Consider the following 24,781-nt stretch of genomic DNA (forward strand, 5'->3'; position numbering starts at 1 on the left):
CGACTCGAGCTGATGGCCGAGAGGCGACGGCCAAGAGACGGCGGCCAAGAGACGGCGGCCAAGAGACGGCGGCCAAGAGACGGCGGCCAAGAGACGGCGGCCAAGAGACGGCGGCCAAGAGGCGACGGCCGTCCGGGAAACAGCGGCATCCGGAATCAGAGTTTGGGATCAGCGGCATCCGGGACGAGAAGTTGAGATCCGCGGCGTCCGGGATCAGCGCCGGAGTGGGTGGTCGAGATCGAGGGCCAAGGCGGGCGGGGCCGGGTTGACCAGGTCACGTCGATCGGGGCGTGCGATGTCGCGGAACCCGGCTGGGGTGAGAGCAGCCGCCAAGGGGGTCGCCGACGTCGGTAGCGGTTCGGACGCGGGGCATGTTTTCTGCGGTCGGCGGGGCGGTGCCGGTTGCCGGGAGAGCGGCAACGTAGCCCTGGCCTCGGTGGGCGGGGACCGCCCCGATGCCGGCGATGATCGGGGTGTAGCCGTCATGGGCCGGGATCACGACGCCGGCCGGCAGGACGCCGATCCGCCGCCAGTCGTGCGGGGTGGCGCAGCATTCCGGATCCGAGTGGTACTGAGTATCGATCGGTCAGCGACTCGTGGGCGGGCATCCGGCGCCCCGGGGAGAATGTCAGGTGGGGCCGGCCGGGCGGACCAGGCCCAGGTCGTAGGCGATGATCGTGGCCTGGACCCGGTCGCGGGCGCCGATCTTGCCGAGCAGGGCGTTGACGTGTGTCTTCACCGTGCCGGTGCCGATGCCGAGGGTTTCGGCGATCTCCGCGTTGGAGAGGCCGCGGGCGATCTGGCCGAGTACGTCGCGTTCGCGCGGGGTGAGGGCGTTCAGGCGGGGGTCCTCGGGGGCGGCCGCGCTGACCGCGCCGGTGGCGAACGCGTCGATGAGGCGGCGGGTCACGGCGGGGCTGAGCATCGCCTCGCCGCCGGCGACGGTGCGGATGGCGGCGACCAGGTCGGTGGGCTCCGAGTCCTTGAGCAGGAAACCGGAGGCGCCCGCCCGCAACGCCTGGAACACGTAGGCGTCCTGGTGGAACGTGGTCAGCACGATGACCCGCGGCGGGTTCGGGCCGGCGGTCAGGCGGGCGGTCGCGGTCAGGCCGTCGACGCCGGGCATCCGAACGTCCATCAGGACCAGGTCGGGCTGGACCTCGGCGGCCAGAGTCAGGGCTGCGGCGCCGTCGCCGGCCTCGCCGACCACGTCCAAGTCTGGCTGGGAGCCGACGATGGCGGCCAGGCCGGCCCGCACCATCAGCTGATCGTCGACGATCATCACGCGGACGGCGATGACGGCACCTCCGGTTCGAACGGCGGAACACCGGCGGCCGGCTCGGCAGCAGGCGATGGGGAAAGGCCGGCCGGGGAGACAGGCGACGACAGGGCAAGCCCTGCCGACGGGGCGAGCCCGGCCGACGGGGTGACGTCGGCGGCGGGACGGGTGCTCAGGCCGTCGAGGAGGGAGCGCATCGCGGTGAGGGACTGCTTCGCCGCGGTCAGGACACCGGGCAGGTCGCCCCGGTCGGCGGCGGCGGGCAGGTCGGTGGCGTGGCGCAGGACCTCGTCGCGCAGGCCGGCGGCGACGCGTTCGCGTTCGGCGCGGGCGCGGATTTCGGCGTGGAACATCTCGGTGGCGACGCCGCCCTCCTCGTGGGCGTGCAGGCGGTCGCGGCGCCGGCGGGCCGCGAACCCGGCGCCCCAGCTGATCAGCATGGGCACCATGAGCAGGATCGTGGCGAGGATGCCGATGGCGACGACCGCAAAGAGCAGGGCGGCGGCGCTGGTCGGCTCCGGACCGGCGTCCGAGGGCGTGACCGTTTCCGGGGCCACGCCGATGTGCGCGGCGAGGGAGCAGCCCGCCGAGACCGCGGCGACGGGTGCGGCCAGCCAGGTCAGGACCGGCCGGGCGCCGCGGGCGGCGACCGCGTACACCGCGGTGATCTCGGCGCCGAAGCCACCGATGAACAGGTAACCGGCGTCGAGCGGGAACCCACCCGTCAGCAGCAGGGGCAGCGGGAGCCAGCCGGCGACGGCCACGGCGGTGAACACCCACCACGGGCTCTGGCGGCGCCACAGCAGCGGCAGGGCGTGCACCGTCAGCAGGGCCAGAGCCAGGGCGGCCGGGCCCGCCGGGAGACCGTCGTCCTCGACCGCGGCGAACAGGGAGCTCAGCGGCAGGACCATGGCGATCAGCACGAGCATGACGTCGAAGACGGTCTGGCTGCGCAGCCAGCGGCCGACGACCCGGCCGACCCGCTGCGGGACGCCGTCGGCGAACGGGATCACCGCCCGTACCCGCCAGCCACCGCCGTCGCGGGGACCGGCCGTCAGGGTGCCGCCGAGCGCCTGGGCCCGGTCGCGCATGCCGGTCACGCCGCGTCCGCCGCCGAGACCGGTGGCGGCCCGCGTGCCGGCGGCACCGCCGGTGTCCTCGACGACCAGTTCGGCGCTGCCGTCCGAGTATCCGAACGAGAGCCGGACCGCGCCTCCTGGCGCATAGCGCAGGGTGTTGGTCAGCGCCTCGCGGGCGATCCCGTGCATGGCCTCGGCGAGGCGCGCCGGCGGCTCACCATCCGGCGTCTCGAGGGTGACCTGCTGGCCGAGCGTCCGGAAGTCCGCAGCCAGGTCGGCGAGTGGCGGCACCGCCGCGGCATCCTGCTCGACCGGCATGATCGCGACCAGCCGGCGCAGCGACGCCAGGGTGTCGCGGCCGGTGCGCCCGGCGAACGCCAGCGCCTCGGTCAGCAGTTCGGGACGCTGCTCGCCGAGCATCTGCGCGGCCTGCGCGTTGACGACCACCGAGGTCAGGTGGTGGGCGGTCATGTCGTGCAGCTCGCGGGCCAGTCGGCGGCGTTCCTCCTCGGCGGCCTCCCGGTGTGCCTGGCGAGCCGCTTCCAGCCGGACGGCGGCGGCCTCCCGCTCCCGGGTCCAGCGGCCGCGCAACCGGCCGCCGGCGACCACCACGCCGTAGAGGACGAGTCCGAGAAGGATCTCACCGGCCCAGCTCGCGGAGAGGCCCTCGTCGACGGCGGTGACGAAGCTCTGCCAGAGGACCGTGCCGATCAGCGCGACGACCGCGGTGCGGGCCGGGCAGCGGGCGCCCACGCTGAACAGCGCGATCAGGTCGGCGGCCGCGATGATCGTCCCGGCGTCGCCCTCGACCAGGAGTTGCCGCCCGTCGGGCGTGGCCCAGAGAACGACGGCGATGCCGAGACAGGCCCCGATCAGGGCGGGGACCGGTCGGTCCCGGCGCAGCACGAGTGCGCCGGCGGCCAGCGCCGCGCCGAGCAGGAACGCGACAACCGTCCACGGGCCGGCCACGGCACCGCGGAGCAGCGCGGCGCCGGGCCAGAACGCGACCTGGGCGGTCAGCAGGACCGCGGGCAGCAACCAGCGTTTCATGCGGTCGGCGTCGCAAGGGCGGCTCTCATCGCCGACATGGTGCCATGACCCGCCGCGGGAGGTGCTCGACGGGCGGGATGTCGTCACTCGTGATGTCAGGGAAACGGTCATGGGCGCCTCCGGCGGATCCGCGGGACCTGCGAGCGATCCTGGACCCGGCCCCAGGGGCGGAGTCAAGGCAGGAGCGCGCCGAGGATCCGCTCGCAGCGCACCGGGTCGATCGTCAGCCCGTGTTCCAGGCCCCACAGCCAATAGTCGACACAGCGCGTCACCACCCACCGCTCGGCGATCTGCCGGTCCAGTCCGCCCGCGCCGGTCACCACGTCGATCAGGCCCTTGATGTCGGCGTCGTCGCGCAGTTCGTCGGCCCGGCTCCAGATCAGTTCGGGAACCGAGTACTCCGGTGTCCCGCGCAGGGCACGCGCGTCGATGGCCAGCCACGGCTCCCGGACGCCGGCGAGGACGTTGCCGTAGTGCAGGTCGGCGTGGATCAGCACCGGGGTGCCCACGGTGGCGAGCTCACGCGCGTACCCCCTGGCGGTCTCCAGCCAGACGGCCGGGACCGGATCACCCAGCGCGCGCTGACGCCCGGGCGTCCTGTCACTGATGTCCAGGGCGACGTCACGGAGCGTGCGCACCCCCGGGGGCGCCGGGACGGCGAGGGTCCGGATCAGCCGGCCGGCCACCTCGGCGGCCTCCCGCAGCGGGACGGAGTGCAGGTCACGGGTGTGATCGAGGCGTTCCAGCAGCAACGCGCCACTGTCCGGATCGACGTCGACGAGGCGCACGGCGCCATGGCCGCCCCAGGTGCGCAGGGCGAGCGATTCGGTCTCGGTGGTGCCGTCCGGCCAGCTCATCTTGAGTACGAGCGGAAGGGGTCCCCGATGCACCAGAACGACGAGGCTCAATGCTCCGTGCATCGGCGCGATCGGGTCGACGGTGAGGTTCCAGCCGGCCGAGAGCTCGTCGACGATCGCGGGGAGGGACAGCGCCCAGCGGCGCCCGGCCTCACCGTCGGATCGTTGCCGCCAGGAGACGAAGGATGCCGGCACGGTCACGGCTGATCGGCTGTCCACGGGCCTCTCTCTACCGGTTCCGCCGGCGCTCCGACAGTGAGTTTCCACGACCGGTGGGGAGCGTTCGGCTGGTCAGGGCACCGGCATGCGCGCCTTCTGCGGAAGGATGGGCGCAGGCAGGGGCGGGGCCACCGAGGAGGACACATGCGTGCACTGCGGATCACCACCAATGTCGGGGTGACGGACATCGAGGAGGCGAAAGGGTTCTACACCGGTTTCCTCGGGCTGGGCACCGAGGAGTTCCACCTGGGCTGGGTGGCCCGCTTCACCTCGCCGGAGAGCGGGGCGAGCCTGCAACTGGTGTCCGGGGACGCGACCGCCGCCGCGGATTCGGCGATCTCCGTGCACACCGACGACGTGGACGCCGCCTTCGCGGAGGCGCAGTCACTCGGGTACGAGATCGTGCATCCCCTCACCACCGAGGAGTGGGGTGTCCGGCGATTCTTCGTCCGCGCGCCCGACGGCACGGTCGTCAACGTCGTGCAGCACCGGGATTAGGCGTTCGAGGACCAGGCCGCCGAAGCGGTCCGCGCCGGATTCGGAGAAGTGGGTGTTGTCCCGCAACTCGTCGTAGAGGTAGAGCGGCTTCGAGTCCTCGGGGCCGAGGCTCTCGACGAGGGCGGCGCTGTCCGCGGTCAGGTCGATGTAGGGCACGTCCAGGTCGGCGGCCACCGCGGACATCTCGGCGGGCAGGTCCACGCCGAGGCCGTTGACGTGCCGGGCGGTCGGGGTGAGGACGCCGGTGCTGTCGAACAGGCGGCGCACCGGCGGGCTCACCAGGACCGGTCGCGCTTGACGCTCCCGCACGCCGGTCACGAGGCGGGTCAGGTTGGCGCGGTAGTCCTCGGCGGTGGTGGTCTTGTCGTTGTGGCCGAACTGCAGCACCACCACGTCGCCGGGGGCGACCAGCGGCAGCATCGTGGCGAACAGCCGCGGGTCGGCGAGGAAGGAGCCGCTGCTCTCGCCGGAGTCGGCGTAGTTCGCCACGGTCAGCCAGGACGGCAGGTGCTGCGGGATCGCCTGACCCCATCCGGTGTACGGGAAGGTGTCCTGGTCGCAGACCGTGGAGTCACCGGCGAGGTAGAGCACGGGCCGGGCGTGGCGCTGCGGGCGCACGGTCACCCGCTGGACCCGGGGGGATGCTCCGGTGAAGGTGAGGGTCAGGCCGGGGGTGCCCGAGGTGGTCTTGGTCGGTTCGCCTTCGGGTTCGCGGACGTTCACGCTGAACGAGCGCCGGACGAACCGGCCGGGTGCGGTGCTGACCTCGCCGAGCATCATGCGCCGGGCTTCGGCGCGGACGGCGGTGAGGCCGGGTTCGCCGGCGTCGCCGAGGACGACCGTGACGTCGTAGTTGCCGGGCGGCACGTCGGCGTGGCAGACGATCGGCGTCTCGCCGGTGCATTCCGGGACGATCACCGAGCCGTCGCCGTCACCGTCGTGGTCGGCGGCCTGCGCGGCGAGCGGCGACATGACGGCGGCGAGGGCCAGCACACCGGCGAGAGCAAGGAAGCGACGCATCGACAACCCCCGGGAAACAGGACTGTTATATCGATGCCAGTCGATCAGAGTGTCGGCGTGGCGTCAACGTCCTCCCGGGGCAGACGCCACCGAGGGACCGGAGTCCGGTCCGGTGGCGGGCAGTGCCGATGGCGCAGCACCACCGAACCGGCCACCGCGAGGAGGGCGAACGCCAGCAGGTTGAGCCCGGTGCCGTGCGGCATCGCGCCGTGCACGTGACCGGGCAACCGGTTCAGCGACCAGTGCAGAGCGAGCATGGCGGCCGCCATCACCGCGGCCATCCGCCACGTGTCCCGGACCGGGTTGCGCCAGAGCCCGGCGACGCACGGCAGGCACAGCACCGCCATGCCCAGGCCCGCCATCGCCGGGGTCGCGCTGCCGGCCCGGGCCGCGGTGACCGCCATGACCACGTGCAGGACACCGCAGGCCACGTTCAGCAGTGCGCCCAGCCGGGCCCATCGTCGCCCGGACGGGCTCGAATACCACATCGGGGCCTCCTCACCGGGCGAGGTAGGCCCGCCACCCGCCGAAACCGGTGATGTCCGGAGCACCGTCGACCGCGTAGGGCTCGACGAGGAAACCGGGCACCTCGGCGCCGTCGGCCAGCTGGACACGCCCGATGGTCATCGGCGCCGGCAGGGCGGCCACGAACGTGCCGAACCCGGCCGGCGGCAGGGACCACACCTCCAGATCGATGGCCGCGCCGCCGTCGGCGACCCGGAGCATACCGGGCTTCGGCGGGCTGGTGGGTAGGGCGAACAGCCGGTAGACCGGTGCGGTGCGCCCGGCGAAGGCCAGCTCACCGCCCCGATCGATGAGCTGTCCGTTGAGGGGCATGCCGCTCAGGTGCGCCCCGACGACCGCGATGCTCAGCCGCTCGGTCATCCGATCACCTCGGCCAGGCCGGCCAGCCGGAGGTCACTGTGGGCCGGCCCGATCAGCTGGACGCCGAACGGGAGACCGCTCACCTGGCCGGCGGGGACCGCCAGGGCGGCCAGGTCCAGCAGGTTGGCGAAGTTGGTGAACCGTCCCATGCGGGTGTTCACGCCCACCGGGTCGGCGGCCACCTCGGCGAGCGTCGGATGTCCGGTGGTGGTGGGCAGCAGGAGGGCGTCCACCCCGGTGAAGATCTCCCGGGCCACCTGACGGTAGCCGTCCAGCGCCTCGAAGTCCTGGAAGAGCCGCCATGCGGGGAGAGCCGACGACGACGAGATGATCTTCTGAACGGTCGGGTCCACCTCGTCGGGGTGGGCGTCGATGAAGGGGCCGACAGCGGCGTACCGTTCGGCTACCAGGGCGCCCTCGTAGAGCAGGCGGGCCGCGGCCAGCAACGGCCGGATGTCCACGGTGACGGCGTCCGGGATCGCGGCCACCACCTCCGCGAACCGCTCGGCCCATCCGGGATCGAGGTCGCCGAGGTGGTCCGGATCGGGCACGCCGATCCGGCCGGCCGGTCCGGTGTCGAGAGCCAGGAACGGGCGGGACAGTGGATCGGCGGCGTCGACCGCGGTCATCACGGACGCCACGTGACGGGCCAGCGACAGCGAGCCGGCCATCACGGTCACCACGTCCTGGGAGCGGCAGGCCGGCACCACGCCGGCGGCGCTCACCGTCCCCTTGGTGGGCTTCACCCCATAGAGGCCGTGCAGGGCAGCGGGTACGCGACCGGAGCCCGCCGTGTCGGTGCCCAGGGCGAAGTCGACGATGCCGAGGGCCACCGCCACTGCCGAACCGCTGCTCGAACCGCCGGAGATGCGCGTCTCGTCCACCGCGTGGCGGACCGCACCGTAGGGGCTGCGGGTTCCGACCAGGCCGGTGGCGAACTGGTCCAGGTTGGTGACGCCGAGAACCACCGCACCCGCTGCACGCAGCAGTGCGACCGTAGTGGCGTCCCGCGCCGGATCGTAGGCGTAGGCGGGACACGCGGCCGTCGTCGGGATGCCCGCCACGTCGATGTTGTTCTTCACCGCGAAGAGGAGACCCGCGAGGGGACCGGTCGCCGCCGCCACCTCGGCCTCCACCTCCTGCTGCGGGCGGACCGAGATCCACGCCTCCGGGCGTGCGGCGATCCGGGCGTAGCGCGCGTCGAGGTTCGTCACGCGATCACCGCCAGGACCGCTCCCGGGGCCACCTGCGTGCCCACGGCCACCGGCAGGGCACTGATCCGGCCGGCCCGGGGTGCGACCACCGCGGATTCCATCTTCATCGCCTCCACCGCGAGCAGGGTCTGCCCCTCTGTCACCAGGTCACCCTCCGCCACGTCGATCCGGAAAACACTGGACACGAACTGCGCCTCCACGGCCGCACTGCCCTCGGGGACCTCGACCGCCGGTCCGGACGATTCAGGAGCAGGCGCTTCGTGCGTACGATCGAATTCGCCCGCCGCCGCCCAGGCCGAGCGTTCGTCGCCGAAGGCCGCGCCCTGCCGCCGACGGAAATCGGCGATCTCCCCCGCGTTCTCCGCGAGGAACGCCCGGTGTTCGGCCAGGCTGAACGTGCCCTCCTCGATCCGCAGCGGTAGCCGCCCGGCGGCCATGTCGGCGCGCATCGTCAGGAGTTCCCCGGGTTCCACCGGGTACCAGCGGATCCGGTCGAAGAACCGCAGCAGCCACGGCACGCCCTCCTCGAACGGCCCACGCTGGGCGTGCGTCGCCCACACCTGCACCGTGCGGCCGACGAACTGGTAGCCGCCCGGCCCTTCCATGCCGTAGATGCACAGGTACGAGCCGCCGATACCGACCGCGTTCTGCGGCGTCCACGTGCGCGCCGGGTTGTACTTCGTGGTGACCAGCCGGTGTCGCGGGTCGATCGGGGTGGCCACCGGCGCGCCCAGGTAGACGTCGCCGAGCCCGAGGACCAGGTAGGACGCGTCGAACACGGTGCGGTACACGTCGTCGACGCTGTCCAGCCCGTTGATCCGGCGGATGAACTCGATGTTCCACGGGCACCAGGGTGCGTCGTCGCGGACCCCGGCCATGTACCGGCGGATCGCCTCGCGGGTGCTCGGGTCGTCCCAGGCCAGCGGCAGGTGCACGGTCCGGCTCGGCACGGTCAGTTCGTCGTCGTCGCCGAGTTCCGCGTCGGCGGCGAGCACCGCCGCGATCACCGTCTCGGCGGCGCCCGGGGTGAAGTGCACCTGCAGCGACCGGATCCCGGGCGTCAGCTCGATCACCTCGGCCAGCGCGGTGTCCTGCAGGCGCAGCATCAGGGCGTGCACCCGCATCCGGGTGACCAGGTCGAGGACCATCGCGCCGTACTCGACGAGGATGTTGCGGTCCCCGGAGCGCCGGATCGTCAGGTCGCCGTCCCGGTGCAGGATGCCCCGGTCGTGGACGGCCGGACGGTCCGCGGCCACCGGACCGGCGGGGGTCAGGGCCGACGCGGTCTCCGGGCTCACCGGGACGAACCGCACGGTGTCGCCGGGGCGCAGCTGGCCGAGTTTCCACAGGTGACCGGAGGCCACGGTCGCCGGGCAGGTGAAGCCGCCGAGGCTGGGCCCGTCCGGTCCGAGCAGGATCGGCAGGTCGCCGGTGTAGTCGACGGCGCCGACCGCGTACGGCGTGTCGTGGATGTTCGACGGGTGCAGGCCGGCTTCCCCGCCGTCCTCGCGCGCCCACGACGGTGCGGGACCGATCAGGCGGACGCCGGTACGGGACGAGTTGTAGTGGACCTCGAATCCGGTCGCATAGAACGTCTCCATGTCTTCCGGCGTGAAGAACTCCGGGGCGGCGTGCGGCCCTTCCAGCGCGGCGATGTCCCACGTTTCCGAGATATCGGGGATATCCGATACGGGAACCGCCTGCTGATCAACCGGACCGGCAAGAGCAAGGACATCCCCGACCCGCAGCGCACGTCCGGAATATCCCCCTATCTCCCCCAGATCGAACGTGCTCGCCGACCCCAACGTCGACGGCACATCCAACGATCCCTGAATGAGCAGGTACGACCGCATCCCCCGGCTGGCGGTACCGATCGTGACCAGCGACCCGGCCGGCACCGCCACCGGCTCCCACTGCGGCACCGCGACATCGTCCACGCTGAACGGTGTAGGCGCCCCGGTCAGCATCACCGTCGCCGCGGTGTGGAACCGCAGCACCGGCCCGGTCATCGTGATCTCGATGCCCGGCGCGCCCTCCGGATTGCCCAGCGCCACATTGCCCAGCCGGAACGACAGGTCGTCCATCGGCCCGGACGGCGGAATGCCCACCGGCCAGTACCCGATCCGCCCCGGCCAGTCCTGCACCGTCGCGAGCAGTCCGGCCCGGACCACCTCGATCCGCGGCGCCGTGTTGACCACCGTGGCGAGCGTCCCGGTGTGGTGCTCCCCCGCCAGTACCACCGGATGCCCGGCCGTCGCCGCGAGCAGCCCCAGGTTGGTGGCGACCCCGTCGATCCGGGTCGCGGCGAGCGCCTCGCGCAGGGCGGCCCACGCGGCGTCCCGATCAGTTCCGGTCACGATCAGTTTGCCGAGCATCGGGTCGTAGTGCGCGCTGACCTCCGCCCCCGGTTCGATCCAGGCGTCGAACCGGACGTCGTCCGGCACCTGCACCCGGGTGATCACTCCGGCACTCGGCACGTTGCCCAGGTCGGTGTTCTCGGCGTAGACGCGCGCCTCCACCGCCGCCCCCCGCGGAACCAGCGGGACGGCCATCATGTCCGTCTCCCCCGCGGACAGCCGGAGCATCCACGCGACCAGGTCGATGCCGTACACCGCCTCGGTCACCGGGTGTTCGACCTGCAGACGCGTGTTCACCTCGAGGAAGGCGAACTCCTCACGATCGGCGTCGTAGATGTACTCGACGGTGCCCGCCGACCGGTAGCCGACCGCCGCGCAGAGCCGGACCGACGCCTCGGCCATCGCGGTCCGTACCGTCTCGGGGAGTCCCGGGGCGGGACATTCCTCGAGGACCTTCTGGTTGCGGCGCTGCAGGGTGCAGTCCCGGTCGCCGATCGCGCGAACCCGTCCCGTACCGTCGCCGAAGACCTGCACCTCGACGTGCCGGGCCGCGGTGACCAGGCGCTCGAGGAAGACCTCGGCGGATCCGAAGCTGGCCTCGGCGAGCCGGCGGACCTCGGTCCAGGCGGCGCGCAGGGCGTCGTCGTCGGCACAGGCCCGCATGCCGATGCCGCCGCCACCAGCGGTCGCCTTCAGCATCACCGGGTAGCCGATCCGGCCGGCCGCGGCGAGGGCCTCGTCCAGGTCGCCGAGCACGCCGGTGCCCGCGAGCAGCGGCACCCCGGCGGCCTCGGCGGCGTCCCGCGCGGTGTGCTTGGCGCCGAAGATCGCCAGGTTGGCCGGGGTCGGGCCGACGAAGCTGATGCCCGCGTCCTCGCAGCGGGTGGCGAAGCCGACGTTCTCGGAGAGGAACCCGTAGCCGGGGTGGACCGCGGTCGCACCGGACCGAATCGCTGCGTCGATCACCGCGTCCACGTCCAGGTAGCCGGGCACCGGGATCGCCTCGTCGGCCAGGCGGACGTGCGCGGTCCCCCGGTCGGCGTCCGAGAAGATCGCCACGGTGCGCAGGCCCATCGCCCGGGCGGTCCGGATGATCCGGACCGCGATCTCGCCGCGGTTGGCGATCAGCAGGACACCCGGGTCAGTCATGGATCGTCATCCGGGCGCGCGACGGGTCGAACCCGTTGCACGGGTTGTTGATCTGCGGGCAGTTCGAGACGACGACCAGGACGCGGGTCTCGGCGCGCAGGCTGACCGACAGGCCGGGCGCGGAGATACCGTCGACGATGCCGAGGGCGCCGTCCGGGTCGACCGGCACGTTCATGAACCAGTTGATGTTGGAGACCTGGTCGCGCTTGCCCATCCCGTACCGGGAGAACTCGGCCAGGAAGTTGTCCGCACAGGCGTGCTGAGAGAACGTGTGAAACCCGTACCGCAGGGTGTTCGACTCCTTGGAACACGCGCCGCCGAGCGTGTCGTGCCGCTCCACGTCGGTCGCCACGATGGTCAGCAACGGCACCGACTCCGCCGTACGCAGCACCGAACCGGTCACCAGATAGACCGAATCCTGCTCCTGGAGGGTGGCCTGCGCGCTGTAGGCGTTCGCGGTGTCGTCCGCGTCGTAGGCCAGGAAATCCACCGCCTGATTGCCGTCTACATCGACGATCGTCAGCGTCTGACCCTTCTCCAGAATCGCCGACCAGGGCGCCCGCGGCGCCACGACCTCGTCCCGCACGATCATGAAAGCCCCCGGGCTCGCAGGTAGTCACTGGTGTTCCGATAGGCACGGCGGGCCTCCGGCCCCTGCTCGGCGGTGGGGACGTCGCTGCCGGGCCGCCAGGCCACCACACCGAGACGACCGCAGGTGTACGCCTCCCGTGAGTCCCGCGGATGCGCGGTGTTGGCGATCAGCACCACGATCGGCATGTCCGCCCGCAGTCGCAGGGTCGCGCCCGCCCCCGCCGAACCGAGGAACTCCGGGGTGCCGTCCGCCGCGATCCGCACTCCCTGGAAGAAAGTGAGCGCCGGCGGGATGTCGCGAGGCCCGAGCCCGTGTTTGGCCGCCGCCAGTTTGAACAGCTCACGGCCGGCCGGCGACGGCCCCTGCGGGCTGCCGTCGCCGTACCGCCGCTCGTTGCGGTCCCGGGAACTGACCCCGAAGAACGAGTCGTGTCGCCCGGAGGTGTCCCCCACCACGGTCGCGAGGGCCCGCCCCTGATCGGAGAGCAGAATCTGCCCGGCGGCCGTGTAGACCTGCCACTGCACCTTGACGGTGTCGGCGACGTTGAGCCGCTCGTGGGTCTCCAGCGCGTTGTAGAGCAGCAGCCCCGCACAGGCGTCGCCGTCCAGGTCGGTCAGTTCCAGCAGAGTGCCCGGCGCCAGGACCGCGTGCGCGTAACCGCCCCCGGCCACGATCTCACTCCAGGTCACACTCGCCGGGTCGACGCCCTCGGGCGGATCGGGCCGGGTCACCGGAGTGGCGCTCTCCTGGGCACGGGCATGGGCCTTCGCACCCGCGGTGGTCGCGGTACTCATCTCGCCACCCACTTTCTGTCGCTTGACAGGTATTCAAGACGCGCTCCGTGACGTCACAAGATCCGCGAGATTTCCGATGCGTTTCAGGGTTCAATCGATCGACAAGTCTCCATGCAGTGAAAACGCACGGACCCCGAACGGGACGCCACCCATCGCCACTGGTGGAGTCTGCTTACCGAGACCCGGCCGCTATGCCTGCGCTACGACGAGAACGACCACGGCTGCGACCACCTGCCCCGGCCGGCCTGGGAGGATCAGCGGCATGGACTCTCCTCCCGCCCGTCGCCGTAGTCGCTGGTGGCCCTGGCTGGCGGTGGCGGCAGTCCTGGCGCTGTGTTCACCCTGCTTATACGGGTTCGCGGCCGCGGCGGTATCGCGTTCCCAGGCCGGTGACCTACTCGACGACCTGAGCCTGCCCGCGTCCTGGCGGGTGCGGGGCAGCGACAAACACGAACAACCCGACTTCGGCCAGGAACGGTATGCGTCCCGCACCCGCATCTTCGAGGCCCGAGGAGCCACCGACGAGGTGACGGCGACGGTACGCGAGGCGGCAGCCGACGCCGGCTGGCAGCCCGATCAGCAATCCGGCGGTTCCTCACTGGCGTCCTGCTCCGACTACACGGCCTGCTGGCGCAAGGACGACGAGACCGGCCTCTTCTTCGACGGCCGAGCCGACGTCGTGACCCTCACCGTCACCTACGTTCCCTGGTACGCGAGGCAGCTCGGTTACTGAAGGACACCCCCTTCGGCGCCGCCTGTCGGGCGAGCACGCCGCCGCCCTCAAACGGGTCATGGCCGCTCACGCCGCCGCTATCGAGAAGTAAATCGACGGCATCGTCCACCCTGTCCTCATAGGAGCTCCGGTCATGATCACCGCCAGCGAGCTGCAAGCCGAGCCGGCGGCAGCCTCAGCGGCACGCTGGTTCAACGCGTGGTTGTCATAACGAACAGGCGCGCCTCGAGATCCGCGAGGCCACGGGCGAAGTTCGGTCAACCTCACCGCACTATCAGATTCGAGTCATGTGGCTTTATTCCCCCTTTGTCATGCCTCGGAAGATAATAGGCTGTTCCCGTGACGGACGATGTCATAGGCGACGACGGCACGATTTCCCCTGATCCCAACGTCGAAGAACCAGACCGGCCGTTCGAACCATGGTTCGAGGAGTACGTGGCCGAAAAGGCGACACCGGAGGTCATGGAGCATGCCGGGCTCCTCGGGTCCGAATGCGCGGCCGCCGCGGAGGAAATCGTCGAGGACCTGTTCGACGAAGGCAGCGAAGACCTCTGGCGACGATTCACCCGGAAACTCGGGATCATGGTCCTGGACGCCTATTGGCATGAGCAGGATGGTGAGATCTGGACCGAAGAGGAGCCGGACAGACCGTTCACCGACTGGCTGACCGAACGATTCGACTCACGGTTCGACACCGTACCCCTGGGCAGCATCGGAGCGATGTGTCGTGACGCCGCCTACGATCTGGTCGATCGCCTGCGCAACGGGTCCGACTCCGGCGGCCGAGCCCAGTTCGTCCACGTCTTCACAGCCCTGCTCTACCGCTCGTACATAGACGACCATTGGGTCGAGACACCTGCCCCGTATCGTTAGCGGTCCGGTGGGATCGATGAAGAATCGCTGATCGACCCACGCTTGCCCCCGGCAGCCGCAAGATGCCCGCCGAGCAAGGCTAAGGCACTCGTTGCCGACGAGGGTGTGCGCGCCTCAGCCGCCGGTGCCGGACGTCATCGACCGATGGACGGCGGTGGCCGCAGGTCGATCAGTTCGGTGTCGTGGTCGCGGATGGTCAGAAGTTGGAGCATGTCCTCTTGGCGGGGTTGGCCGAACGTCAGCCGGTACATCGCCAGGTCGCGCTGCAGTCGCCGGTACCTGCCCTCGTCGCGGCTCAGCGGGAGCGGCAGCAGATGTCGTTCCGTGGTGACGGGACCTGGGCAGATCCAGTACGGCGTGAAGTCACCGTCCTCAGAAGCTTTTCGGGCGGCGTCGTAAGCAGCCTTCCAAATGTCCGGATGGTCGGATCGGAGCGCGGCGGCACGGTGGCCGGCGGCGACGTTGCGCCGTACGGCGTGCCCGCCGAACCGTTGCACCCGGCCTTCGCGTTGTTCGAAATCAACCGGATTAGCAGGGGTGTTCCAGTGCACCACCGCAGAACAGTAGCTATGAAAGTCAATGCCTTCCTGCCCGGCGCTGGTGGTGGACACGACGAATGGCCAGAAGGGGCTGTTGAAGGCAGCCCGGATGGCTTTCGCACGATCGGCTCCCGCCTCATCGTCGCCGCGCCCGCCGTACCGCAGTGCAAACCTCCCGGTGATCCGGATCGGGTTCTGGTGGTCGAGCGGGTTGAACGCCACGTATGGGGCCGGGCGCAGCGTCAGCGCCTCCCACGCCTCGACCGCCAGCTTCCACAACGAGTCGTCGTCGAGAGGGTTCCCCGTCGCCGAGGAATTCAGTACGTGTAGGTATTCGTCGAGCACTGCTTGCAGGCCACCGACGGCGCAGTACCGGAGCACCGCCTGCCAGTAATGGCTGCCCAAGTCGAGCTTGTCCAGCAGGAGCATCGAGTCGACCTTGTTGAAGAGGCTGTGCAGCCCGTCGGCTACGGCAGCGGCGCAGTGCCACAAGCGTTGCGGGGTGACCCGGTCGGTGACCAGTCGGCGCAGAGCACGCCAGGCGACGTTCGCTGGTGCGTGCATACCGATCGACACGAGGTCGTCAAGCACGTCCTCTGGCCGCGCGCAGACCGGCTCATGGCCGGCCATGACAGCGTACGCGTGTTCGACGTGGCGCCGGAGTCCTTGATATGCCTCATCGGTGCCCTCAGGGTTGTGCATCACGTCCGCGGCGGCCTCGAGGGCCAGGTCAGCGGGCCTGGCACCGGGCCAGCGCAGCACGGCGCGCCACGGTTGCAACTCCCCAACGTGTCCGGTGTCGTGCAGCCCGTCCGGGAACAGGTCTCGTAGCCGATCCCGGCAGGCCGCCTCGATCTCAGCGAGCGACATCAGCCGATCCGGTTCGCCCCGGGCGAAATTCTGCGGATCACAGACCTCAGCCAGCCCTGGATGCGGCCAGAATAAGGCGAAGGTACTCATCGCCGCGGGGCGGCCGCTGCCGATCCGGCTGATCCGGTAGTCGAGCCGGGCGCGCGCCGGGTCCGGGCGCCCGTCCCGCACCCGGCTTTCGGCGTCATAGCTGAGCAGCGCCGACACAGCGGTCGGTGTTGCGTTCCAGGACGAGAACACCAGCCGTTTCGTCATGCTGCCCCGCTGGAACGGACCTTCGAGGCGGTAGTAGGGCATCGACGGAGGCATCCATAGCAGCTGCCACCAGTCATCTCCCACGGTCTGTTCGGCAAGTTTGCGCAACCGGCTGTTACCGAGTTCGATAGGCGCTTTCGCAGCGATCTTCTCAGGGTTGAGCAATCTTGCGATGTCCAGCAGTTCCCGCACCCGTTTCTCGGGCCGTTTCCGCAACGCATCCTGAAGATGCTTCCCGAACAGGTAGCCCTCGACGAAGTTGAGGAAGTACGGCACCGACTTCCAGTAGTCGAGCGTGACCGGCGCCTTCAACGCTGCTCCGAGCTGCTTCATCGCGACGTATGACCGGATCTCCGCCGCATCCAGATCGGTGGCCGGTGTGACGTGCTCGGACAGCATCGCGTTTCGACTGCGCGCTGGGAGTTCGGTGCGGCACATGAACGGCAGCAGGAGCCGTCGTATCTCGGACCGGATAGGGCCGGTAGCGGCGCCGGTGATCATTGCGTCCCGGTAGGCGCCGAGTTGCCGGCGGACAGCCTGGTTCCACTGCTCGTCCGGGCAGAGGAAACGCAGCACCACATGCAGGTCAGCGTGATGGTCGTCGGTTTCCTCAGCGTAAGAGAACGGTTTGTACGGTGTCGCGGATAGCAGCAGCAACCGGGACTCGGGATAGTCGAACAGATGACGAGCCAGTTCTGCGGCCTCGTTGTCCTCACGCTGGTCGAGCAGGTTCCGGAACCGCTGAAACTCGTCGAGGACGATCAGGTCCGGTTCAAGCGCTGCGACTCCGGCCTGAGCCAGGGCGCTTCGCAGTTCGCCGGTCAGCTTCCGCGCTCGTTCCGGTTCGTCGGCGCGCATTTCCCGGCGGCGGCCGAGGTCGTCAACCAACGCGTCAAATCGGCCATAAAGGTCGTGGTGCATCGCGATCCGGTCGAAGCTGTCGCGGACTACGGGGTCGAAGCCAGTGTTCGCCAACTTGATCGCCATCGCCGAGCAATGCCCGTCGAAGGAGCTGCTCGCACCCTGCAGAACCAGCATCGCAGCCCTGCGCTTCCAGCCGCCCCAATGGCCGCGCTGGTCGAGCAGGCAGTGGAGCAAGGCACGCTCGTCGACCCGGCCGGTGGGTCGCCCCCGCGAATCGAGTGAGGTCCCGGGGGTGAAGGCGACGAAGTTGACCGGTTTGCCACCGGTGGCGTCCTCCGACGAATGCAGCGGTTTGAGGCCGAGAAGAGTGAGACGGCTCGGCCCCGTCCAGATCGGATGCGAACCAGCCAGACGTTCCAGGTTCTGACCGGCGATGTCCTGGTTGGAGCAGATGTAGACGATGTCGATCCGGTTGATCTTGTCGTCGTCTCGCAACCGGTCGATGAGGTCGGCGATGATGCCACCGGCTACGACGCTCTTACCCAGACCCGTCTCGTCGGCGATCAGGAATCGGCGGGTCGGATCGGGCCCGAAGTAGCGGTCCATGACATACGCGACGGTGTCACGCTGGAAGTCCTTCAGCATGCCGCGTTTCCCTGCAGGTCACGGCGGGCCTCGTCGATCAGGTGCCACAATTCCAGGAACCCCTGGGGCAGCACGCCGTGCTCCGGGTCGGCGGCCTTCTGCTCGATCAGTTTACCCAGGCCGGCGAGTTGAGCGGGCCGGGTCACCAGGGCACCGAGCAGCATCTCCAGGAGACCCACGTCGAACAGCGGCGATACACCGCCAACGGCGGGCCGGGTTCCGGCACCAGGGTCCGGGTGCCGAAGCCGAATCGGCCCAGGCCCGAGCAACAACAACATGAACTCCAGGAACTTCTCGGGGGTGTCGATCTGATCGGCGAAGACACGGTCGAACCGACCGGGTGGATCACCGATCAGGTCGGCCACCACGATCTTTTCGCGAGACGTGCCGTCGGGCGCGGTGGCGGTGATGACCAGGAATGCGGTCACGGCGGTGATGGACAGATGCTGGAAACGCACATCGACGGCCCGGCCCGGATCGATCGGCATGGCTTCGGAGGACAGGGTGTAGAGGTTGAGCATCAGGGTGAGATCGCCGACCGGTTGCGGAAGGTCACCGGCAGTTATGCTCATCTCGAAGAGGTCTCCTTTCGCACCGACCTCCGCGACGAACACCACCGCGGCAAGATCACACAGGTAGTACTCCAGGTTCCGGCCGATCTCCTCTTCTGGATCGGGCTCTACCTGGGGGCCACGCTGATACTCCTCAAGGATGGCGCGCAGACCGGCCTTGTCGTTGATCATCGAGTCGATGCCGTGCTGGTCCTTCGATGCGACCAGTTCGACAAGGAATTCGACGTTGCCGCCGTAAGCGGCACGGGTGGCGTTCGCCGAACCGACCAGGACGCGGGCACGACGCTGCTTCTCGATCACGTATGTCTTGGCGTGCAGCCCGGTCAACCGAGGAGCGCCCAGTTCCTCGTCGCGGTCCAGCATGAATTGCTCGCTGAGAACGAAGACGTCGCATCCTTCGAGGGCATCGTCAGACAACCGGTCGAGTTCCTCCTGCCGGGCGATGATGGCCAGGGAACCCTGCCCTGGGGCACAGATCTCCAGGCCGCCCTCCTCGACGAAGGGTGCCATGACCAGGTGCCGGGTTCCGTCGAAGTCAGGGCGTCCGCAACCGGGAACGCCGAGCGCGTAGAACGTATGTTCGCGGAACCCGTCCGGCAGTTCCCACTCGGCCCGGCGCGCGTCCTCAACCAGGCCGTCGATCGCCGCCCGCCGTTCCTCCGGCAGTCCTGGAACGGTGCGGCCCATGACGTGCCGAAGCAGTTTCGCGATAGGGCTGTTGGCTGCGGACGGACGGCCACCGATCGCGCCGTCCAGGATGAGGCAGACGTCCCAACTCCGGTCGCCGGTCAGGTTACGGCTCAGCACGATCAGGCGCAGAAGGCGTTCGCCGCCGCGGATGTACCGAACCAGCCATATCTTGGGATGAAACAGGTGTCCCGTGGTCGGCCTGGGCACCTGGTGGACCATCTTCTCCAGCACCAGCAGTAGCTTGGATTTGAGTGGCGGACATCGGATGTACCCGGCCTGGCAGAAAACGTCGATCCGGTTGGCGCAGTCCTGAATCGCCACCAGGATCGACATTTCGTCATCCACATCGCCCGCCCCGTGCGCGGCGAAGGCGATTGGCGCGACCAGCAGACTGCCCAGATCGAGGGTGAAGGTGGTTGCGACCGCCCGGTCCAGGCGGTATCCGGGAGGCGGGCGTAACACGTCGGTGAGCAGGGATCGCCCGTCAGGTGGTAACAGCATCGGCGGCTTCCACCCCATCATGGATGTCGATGACCATGCGGCGTACCTGCGGCCAGCGAAACAGCAACGGGCGGGTGCCGGAATCGCCGCTCCATTCGCCGAGCAGGTTGCGGTTCACCAGCCGGGACTGGGCTTTCTTGACCGTCTTCTCACGGCCAGCCACCAAATCGCGCAGTCGCGGATCGTCCGCCACGTCCCGGACCCGCCCGTCCAGAACCAAGCCGAGCCAGGTATCGGCAAAACGGCGGGCGGCGCCGGCTGCAATGCGCGGATTGACCCGGATGAGCCTGGCCCACATATCCGGCCGGTCCCAGGCACCGACCGTGGCCATCTCGTCGTTCCAGATTTTCAGAGCCTCGCGGAAATCACGCGGCGTGATGTCAGTGAAATCGGCCCGCTCGTAGGCTTCGGCGAGCAGCAGGTTATAAAGCAGGGCGGCGCCGTGCATGGCGATCGAGAACTTGCGGGCGTGCTCGAGGGCGGCGGCCGGGTCAGGCGGCGCGCTCGTCGCAGCAGAGTCATCCCATGGAGACTGGGATCGTTCGTCTGGCCGGTTGCCGGGTCTGAGAAGGTGTTCCAACAGCGTGCCACGGACGCGGATCATGATGTTCTCACGGAGCCAGGCCGCCTCGGCGGCCGTCAACTCGAGCGCGGCGAGGCTATCCGGAAATCCGTCCGGCGGTGGGGGCAGCGTGGGCGGCCAGCGACCCGGAACGCGCTCGGTCAGCTCGGTCGTCTCGGCTGGAGTCTCCGCCCCGGCATGACCGTTGTCGATCCCGTACCGGCGCAGTGCCGAACGGTAGATGGTGGACGGCAGCGTCTTGACCGCTGCGGCAGAGAGCCGGCCGATGAGCCCGCGGGTAGCATCCGCATCGATCATGGTGGTGATCAGCCGACGCTCGATCCGGTCCAGCTCAACCGCCTGGTCGCGGCCAGGGTGGCGGCCGGCGTACTGGATACACCACGGCACGATCAGCAGATAACGAGCCCGGGTGTGCAGAGTCGACGTCCCCGGAAAGAGCAACTCCCCGAAAGCGTCACGAAGTTGCCCGATGCCGAGCTCGTCACGAGCCTCCGACTCGGTGAACAACCTGAGCAGCTCCCGAATCCAGTGCTGCTCGGCCTCTGAACCGTCCAGCCATGACAGCCGCGACGACATGACGACCCCCGTCCCGCCTCTGTCGGGCGGCTACGCCCTCTCCTCCAGTCTGACGGAACCAGCCGACGACCGGAGGAATACGACCCACCCCGTCCGTCCCGGCGACCGGCGAAACGTCGTGCCGAGCACCGCTATACGCCAGGCCGATTCCTGCTGATCAGTTCTGGTTGAAGAGTCTGGTGTTGGGAGTGGTGAACTGACGGACAGGGATGGGCGGTGATCGAACCGCTGCCGCTTGTACCGGGCCACCCAGGCCGGCCCGATACCGGCGCATCACCCTCGACCCGCTTGTGGTCGACCAGCGCGCCACGCTCGCGGAGCCCGGCGGTGATCGGCGGAATCCCGTAGTCCCGTGTCAGCCGCGTGACCGCCTGGATCCGCCCGGCCAGGACGGCGTCAGCAGCCTGGCCGGGTCACCCGCGCCGGGGCGGATGACCCGTCAGCCTTTGTCGGTAGACGTGGCTACCAATCCGTTTTCTGTCGATTGACAACTATTTGGGACGCGCTGTATGACGCCAGCCAGCCCCGGAGGACTACCGGGCCATCCTGACCTGCACGATGCGCACCCTGTCGGCCCCACCGGCACCCGACGGGACGATCTTCGGCCGCACGCCGCTCGACTACCTCGCCTACCTGGCCGCGGCCCGCGCCGACCCGGCGGAGCGGATCGGCGCCCGCCATGGCGGGGACGGGCGCTCACCGGTGTGTGGCGGCCCCGGCCGGGCGACTCACGGTGGAGACCGCCGTCGCCGTGTCGAAATTCCAGCCTTCGGTGTACGCGGTGACGAACGCACCGTCACCGAGCGCTGTCCGGCAGCTCCGGCTGAGGTCACGGACCTGCGGATCGGTGCGGTCGTGGGCGCCCCGGAGCCGGGCTGCGGCCCCGAGCAGCACGGCCGCCCGGTGGTGCCGTCCGTGGTGCGCGGCGAGGGCCGCACCGTCGACGGCCACCGGCGCCAGGACGGGCAGTTCCCGGGTGGCCAGCGCCGCCGCGTAGGCGTCCCGCAGCGCGTTCTCCGCCCCGAGGGGGTCGCCCAGCGCCAGCCGGAGCAGCACGCGTGCGCTGCCGACTGCCGTGCGTGCCCGGTCCCCGGGTGCCATGGCGGCGCCCTCGCGGCCCGGTCCGGCGTCACCACCGGGCTCCAGGCAATCGCGGTCGGCTTCGGTCAGTAGCTGTCGGGCCCGGTCCAGTTCGCCGAGCCGGATGAGTAGCACGGCCTCGCGCGCGGCGATCAGCGTCCGCATCTCCGGCGAGGACACCAGGTCCCGGGCCGCGTCGATCATCGTGGCCGCCCGGCCGGTGTCGCCGCGCCGCAGGTGCAGGTCGATGCCGAGCAGGTCGGTGTCGAACTGGTCGCTGCGGCTCACCACCCCGAACTCGCCGGTCATCGTCCGGGACCGGTCCAGGTCGTTGAGCGCACCGTCGAGGTCGTCGTAGCGCCGGTTCCGGGCCCGCGTCGCCAGCAGCGCGGCCTGCGCCCACCGGTCGCCGGAGCGCCGGAACCGGTCCAGGGACTCCTCGACGTGACCGCGCGCCTGGTCGAGCCGGCCGCTGCTCTCGGCGATCTCGGCCAGGAACATGTGCGCCATCCCGGCCGTCCAGACGTCGTCGCCCGCGGCCAGCCGTTCGAAGGCCGTGAGTGCGCTCTGCTCGTCGTGCAGGAAGAGCAGGATCGGGCCGAGCAGCCGGTAGAGGCCGGGCCGTCCCGGGCGGCCGGTCAGCCGGACGGCCAGCTCCCGCATCTGGTCGCGGTCCCGCGCGGCGTCGGCGGCCGTGGTGCCCGCGGTGTGGTCCGCCCTGTTGAGCAGGTGGGCGGCGCGGGCGTCGTCACGGTCGGACGTCGGCACGTCACCGGGTACGGCCAGGGCCGCGCCCAGCCAGTGGGCGGCGTCGGCGTGCCGGCCGGTCATCTGCCAGTACCAGGTGAGGTTCAGGGTGAGGGCGATCGCGCCGGCCGCGTCCCCGGTCGCACACTGGTGACGCAGGGCGGCGAGTGCGTTGTCGTGCTCGGCGTCGAAGGTACGCAGCGCCTCCCGCTGGCCGGGGCCGCGCAGGTGCGGGTCGAGACGGGCCGTCAGCGCGGTGAGGTACCCGGCGGCGAGGTCACGGGTCGTGCCGGTCGCGTGCGCGGCCCCGTACTCGCGAATGGTCTCCAGCATGCGGAACCGTCCGGCCTCCGGGGCGAGCTGCAACAGTGACCGGTCGACGAGGGCGCTGAGCAGTGCGGGGATGTCGGCGGCGGGCACACCGGTCCCGGCGCAGACCGCGGCGGCGGACGCCGGGGTGACGCCGCCGGGCAGCACGGCGATCCGTTCGGCGACGACGCGTTCGTGCTCGTCGAGCAGGTCCCAGCTCCAGGCGATCACCGCGTGCAGGGTGCGGTGCCGGGCCGGCGCGGTCCGGTTGCCGATGTTGAGCAGCCGAAACCGGTCGGAGTGCCCGCCGTCGGATGCCGGCGGGAGCAGCGTGGTGGAGAGCCCGTCGGCGAGGGCGGGCAGGGACAGGGTGCGGAGGCGGGCCGCGGCGAGTTCCAGGGCGAGCGGCAGACCGTCCAGGCTGCGGACCACCCGGACCACCTCGGACAGTGCGGTCCCGTCCAGGGTGAATCCGGGGCTCACCGCCGCGGCCCGTGCGGTGAACAAGCGGACCGCCTCCGACGTGCGGGCCTGGTCGGCGGTGTCACCGGGGCCGGGCACCGCCAGCGGGTGCAGTGGCACGAGCGCCTCCCCGTCGACGGCCAGGGGTTCCCGGCTGGTGGCGAGGATCCGCAGGCCGGGACACCGTGTCAGCAGCGCCGAGGCCAGGTGGGCGACGGCGTCGATCAGGTGCTCGCAGTTGTCGATCAGCAGCAGGATCTCCCGGCCGGCGAGCTCGCCGAGCAGGGCCTCCCGGTCGTCGCCGGGTCCGTGGCGGCGAGCGTCGAACATCCGGCCGGCCGGGCGTCCGATCCCGGCGAGCACCGCCGCCGCGACCTTCGCCGGCTCGGTGACGGCCGACAGGTCGACGAGCCGGGCGCCGCCGGCGTACCCGTGCCGGCGGCGGTGTGCCGCGGTCAGCGCAAGCCGGGTCTTGCCCACCCCGCCGGGGCCGACCACCGTGACCAGACGCCCGGCGGCGAGCAGGGCGTCGATCCGGGCCAGGTCCCCGTCCCGGCCGATGAAGCCGGTCACCGGCGCGGGCAACCCCGCAACCGGCCGGGGAACCGGATTCTCCGAAGCTGTTCCGCGCAGCAGACGGCCGTGGCGTTCCCGCAGGGCAGCATCCGGGTCGGCGCCGAGGGTGTCCGCCAGCACGGCCCGGATCCGCTGGTAGACGGCCAGGGCCTCGGCCTGCCGGCCCTGCGCGGCGAGCGCGTCCATCAGCAGACCGGCCGCCCGCTCGTCACCGGGATGTCCGGTCAGCAGGGCCGCCAGCCGGGTGGCAGCCTGTTCGGTCCGGCCCAGCGCCACCTCGGCGTCGGCCAGGTCGGTGACGGCTTCGACGGACAGGCGGGCCAGACGAGTCGCCACGGTGGGCGCTACAGCGGCAAGGGCGGCGGGCTCGTCGCCCCACAACGCCACCGCTTCAGCGAGCGCGGCGGCCGCCGGTCCCGGCTCACCGGCCCGCAGATGCTGCCGGCCGGTGGCGGCGAGACGTTCGAACCGCAGCGCGTCCACCGCGGCCGGGTCCACCGCCAGCCGGTAGCCGCCCGGCACCTGCTCGACCACGAGGACGCGGCGCAACCGGGAGACCAGGTTCTGCAGTGCGGCAACCGGATCGGACGGCGGCTCCGGTCCCCAGATGCCGGCGATCAGAACGTCGGGGTGGACCGGATGGCCACCCGCGAGCGCCAGCCGCACGAGCAGCCCCTGTAACCGCACCCCGGCGACCGGCAGGACCACGCCACCGCGGGACACCCGGAAAGCACCGAGCAGTGTCACCCGGAGGCGATCATCGGAATCCATCTCTTGATCCTCGCGCGACCCGGCATCTGAACCCAAGCCGTGACAGCGCGCTGTCAGCGCCGTGGGAGCGACCCGGCCCAAGCTCCACCCACGCTCCACCCACCGAGAACACCGAGAACACCGAGAACACCGAGAACACCGA

17 protein-coding genes are annotated in these 24,781 nt (G+C 70.4%); 3 read left to right on the top strand and 14 right to left on the bottom strand.

Annotated features, from left to right (window positions below):
• Window positions 1-628 precede the first annotated feature (628 nt).
• The 3 genes from QSK32_RS17250 to QSK32_RS17260 form a co-directional block, all read right to left on the bottom strand.
• The gene (locus QSK32_RS17250; protein WP_285472509.1) at window positions 629-1,282 is read right to left on the bottom strand and encodes a response regulator; all 654 of its coding nucleotides are present in this window, start codon (window positions 1,280-1,282) and stop codon (window positions 629-631) included.
• A complete protein-coding gene (locus tag QSK32_RS17255) occupies window positions 1,282-3,408 on the bottom strand; it encodes a sensor histidine kinase (RefSeq protein ID WP_285472510.1) in 2,127 nt (708 codons plus the stop codon). Before QSK32_RS17255 ends, QSK32_RS17250 begins: the two co-directional genes overlap by 1 nt.
• A gap of 173 nt (window positions 3,409-3,581) precedes the next feature.
• Window positions 3,582-4,484: an aminoglycoside phosphotransferase family protein gene (locus QSK32_RS17260; RefSeq protein WP_157411424.1), complete on the bottom strand. Its 903-nt coding sequence runs from the start codon at window positions 4,482-4,484 to the stop codon at window positions 3,582-3,584.
• Between the two features lie 144 nt (window positions 4,485-4,628).
• On the opposite strand from QSK32_RS17260, the gene QSK32_RS17265 reads away from it, so the two are divergent.
• Complete coding sequence (locus QSK32_RS17265; protein WP_285472511.1) at window positions 4,629-4,982, top strand: VOC family protein; 354 nt, start codon at window positions 4,629-4,631, stop codon at window positions 4,980-4,982.
• On the opposite strand, the gene QSK32_RS17270 is transcribed toward QSK32_RS17265, so the two are convergent.
• From QSK32_RS17270 to QSK32_RS17300, 7 genes are read right to left on the bottom strand one after another with little or no spacing between them, the layout of a single operon-like run.
• Complete coding sequence (locus tag QSK32_RS17270; RefSeq protein WP_285472512.1) at window positions 4,869-6,002, bottom strand: rhamnogalacturonan acetylesterase; 1,134 nt, start codon at window positions 6,000-6,002, stop codon at window positions 4,869-4,871. The two genes, QSK32_RS17265 and QSK32_RS17270, sit on opposite strands and share 114 nt — an antisense overlap.
• A gap of 44 nt (window positions 6,003-6,046) precedes the next feature.
• Window positions 6,047-6,490, bottom strand: coding sequence for a hypothetical protein (locus QSK32_RS17275; RefSeq protein WP_157411425.1), 444 nt, complete (start codon window positions 6,488-6,490; stop codon window positions 6,047-6,049).
• A gap of 10 nt (window positions 6,491-6,500) precedes the next feature.
• Window positions 6,501-6,887 (bottom strand): allophanate hydrolase-related protein, encoded by a 387-nt coding sequence (locus QSK32_RS17280; protein WP_285472513.1) that lies wholly within the window; start codon window positions 6,885-6,887, stop codon window positions 6,501-6,503.
• The gene (locus tag QSK32_RS17285) at window positions 6,884-8,101 is read right to left on the bottom strand and encodes an allophanate hydrolase (protein ID WP_285472514.1); all 1,218 of its coding nucleotides are present in this window, start codon (window positions 8,099-8,101) and stop codon (window positions 6,884-6,886) included. Before QSK32_RS17285 ends, QSK32_RS17280 begins: the two co-directional genes overlap by 4 nt.
• The gene (gene uca / locus QSK32_RS17290; protein WP_285472515.1) at window positions 8,098-11,607 is read right to left on the bottom strand and encodes an urea carboxylase; all 3,510 of its coding nucleotides are present in this window, start codon (window positions 11,605-11,607) and stop codon (window positions 8,098-8,100) included. Before uca ends, QSK32_RS17285 begins: the two co-directional genes overlap by 4 nt.
• Complete coding sequence (locus QSK32_RS17295; RefSeq protein ID WP_285472516.1) at window positions 11,600-12,199, bottom strand: urea amidolyase associated protein UAAP2; 600 nt, start codon at window positions 12,197-12,199, stop codon at window positions 11,600-11,602. The genes uca and QSK32_RS17295 overlap by 8 nt, the downstream gene beginning before the upstream one ends.
• Complete coding sequence (locus QSK32_RS17300) at window positions 12,196-12,993, bottom strand: urea amidolyase associated protein UAAP1 (RefSeq protein WP_285472517.1); 798 nt, start codon at window positions 12,991-12,993, stop codon at window positions 12,196-12,198. Before QSK32_RS17300 ends, QSK32_RS17295 begins: the two co-directional genes overlap by 4 nt.
• A 262-nt stretch (window positions 12,994-13,255) precedes the next feature.
• Here QSK32_RS17300 and QSK32_RS17305 point away from each other — a divergent pair, with 262 nt between their 5' ends.
• A complete protein-coding gene (locus QSK32_RS17305) occupies window positions 13,256-13,726 on the top strand; it encodes a hypothetical protein (RefSeq protein ID WP_285472518.1) in 471 nt (156 codons plus the stop codon).
• Window positions 13,727-14,065: 339 nt separating this feature from the next.
• Window positions 14,066-14,599, top strand: coding sequence for a hypothetical protein (locus QSK32_RS17310; RefSeq protein WP_045746495.1), 534 nt, complete (start codon window positions 14,066-14,068; stop codon window positions 14,597-14,599).
• A 134-nt stretch (window positions 14,600-14,733) separates the two neighbouring features.
• On the opposite strand, the gene QSK32_RS17315 is transcribed toward QSK32_RS17310, so the two are convergent.
• The 4 genes from QSK32_RS17315 to QSK32_RS17330 all read right to left on the bottom strand — a co-directional run bounded on the left by QSK32_RS17315 (window position 14,734) and on the right by QSK32_RS17330 (window position 24,639).
• Window positions 14,734-17,772 carry a DEAD/DEAH box helicase gene (locus QSK32_RS17315; RefSeq protein WP_285472519.1) on the bottom strand — a complete coding sequence of 1,013 codons (3,039 nt, stop codon included), beginning with the start codon at window positions 17,770-17,772 and terminating at the stop codon, window positions 14,734-14,736.
• Window positions 17,766-19,556 (bottom strand): phospholipase D-like domain-containing protein, encoded by a 1,791-nt coding sequence (locus tag QSK32_RS17320; protein ID WP_157411427.1) that lies wholly within the window; start codon window positions 19,554-19,556, stop codon window positions 17,766-17,768. Before QSK32_RS17320 ends, QSK32_RS17315 begins: the two co-directional genes overlap by 7 nt.
• Window positions 19,519-20,694, bottom strand: a complete 1,176-nt coding sequence (locus QSK32_RS17325) for a DUF6361 family protein (RefSeq protein WP_285472520.1) — start codon at window positions 20,692-20,694, stop codon at window positions 19,519-19,521. Before QSK32_RS17325 ends, QSK32_RS17320 begins: the two co-directional genes overlap by 38 nt.
• 696 nt (window positions 20,695-21,390) lie before the next feature.
• Complete coding sequence (locus QSK32_RS17330; RefSeq protein ID WP_285472521.1) at window positions 21,391-24,639, bottom strand: ATP-binding protein; 3,249 nt, start codon at window positions 24,637-24,639, stop codon at window positions 21,391-21,393.
• Between the last annotated feature and the right edge of the window lie 142 nt (window positions 24,640-24,781).

This window comes from Actinoplanes sp. NBRC 101535 (assembly GCF_030269225.1).
In the GTDB taxonomy this organism is placed as follows: domain Bacteria; phylum Actinomycetota; class Actinomycetes; order Mycobacteriales; family Micromonosporaceae; genus Actinoplanes; species Actinoplanes rectilineatus.

Excerpts from the sequence above, each read along its gene's own strand:
- QSK32_RS17250 (WP_285472509.1), bottom strand. The coding sequence starts at position 1,282 with ATGATCGTCGACGATCAGCTGATGGTGCGGGCCGGCCTGGCCGCCATC.
- QSK32_RS17255 (WP_285472510.1), bottom strand. The coding sequence starts at position 3,408 with ATGAAACGCTGGTTGCTGCCCGCGGTCCTGCTGACCGCCCAGGTCGCG.
- QSK32_RS17265 (WP_285472511.1), top strand. The coding sequence starts at position 4,629 with ATGCGTGCACTGCGGATCACCACCAATGTCGGGGTGACGGACATCGAG.
- QSK32_RS17270 (WP_285472512.1), bottom strand. The coding sequence starts at position 6,002 with ATGCGTCGCTTCCTTGCTCTCGCCGGTGTGCTGGCCCTCGCCGCCGTC.
- QSK32_RS17275 (WP_157411425.1), bottom strand. The coding sequence starts at position 6,490 with ATGTGGTATTCGAGCCCGTCCGGGCGACGATGGGCCCGGCTGGGCGCA.
- QSK32_RS17280 (WP_285472513.1), bottom strand. The coding sequence starts at position 6,887 with ATGACCGAGCGGCTGAGCATCGCGGTCGTCGGGGCGCACCTGAGCGGC.
- uca (WP_285472515.1), bottom strand. The coding sequence starts at position 11,607 with ATGACTGACCCGGGTGTCCTGCTGATCGCCAACCGCGGCGAGATCGCG.
- QSK32_RS17295 (WP_285472516.1), bottom strand. The coding sequence starts at position 12,199 with ATGATCGTGCGGGACGAGGTCGTGGCGCCGCGGGCGCCCTGGTCGGCG.
- QSK32_RS17300 (WP_285472517.1), bottom strand. The coding sequence starts at position 12,993 with ATGAGTACCGCGACCACCGCGGGTGCGAAGGCCCATGCCCGTGCCCAG.
- QSK32_RS17305 (WP_285472518.1), top strand. The coding sequence starts at position 13,256 with ATGGACTCTCCTCCCGCCCGTCGCCGTAGTCGCTGGTGGCCCTGGCTG.
- QSK32_RS17315 (WP_285472519.1), bottom strand. The coding sequence starts at position 17,772 with ATGCTGAAGGACTTCCAGCGTGACACCGTCGCGTATGTCATGGACCGC.
- QSK32_RS17320 (WP_157411427.1), bottom strand. The coding sequence starts at position 19,556 with ATGATGGGGTGGAAGCCGCCGATGCTGTTACCACCTGACGGGCGATCC.
- QSK32_RS17325 (WP_285472520.1), bottom strand. The coding sequence starts at position 20,694 with ATGTCGTCGCGGCTGTCATGGCTGGACGGTTCAGAGGCCGAGCAGCAC.
- QSK32_RS17330 (WP_285472521.1), bottom strand. The coding sequence starts at position 24,639 with ATGGATTCCGATGATCGCCTCCGGGTGACACTGCTCGGTGCTTTCCGG.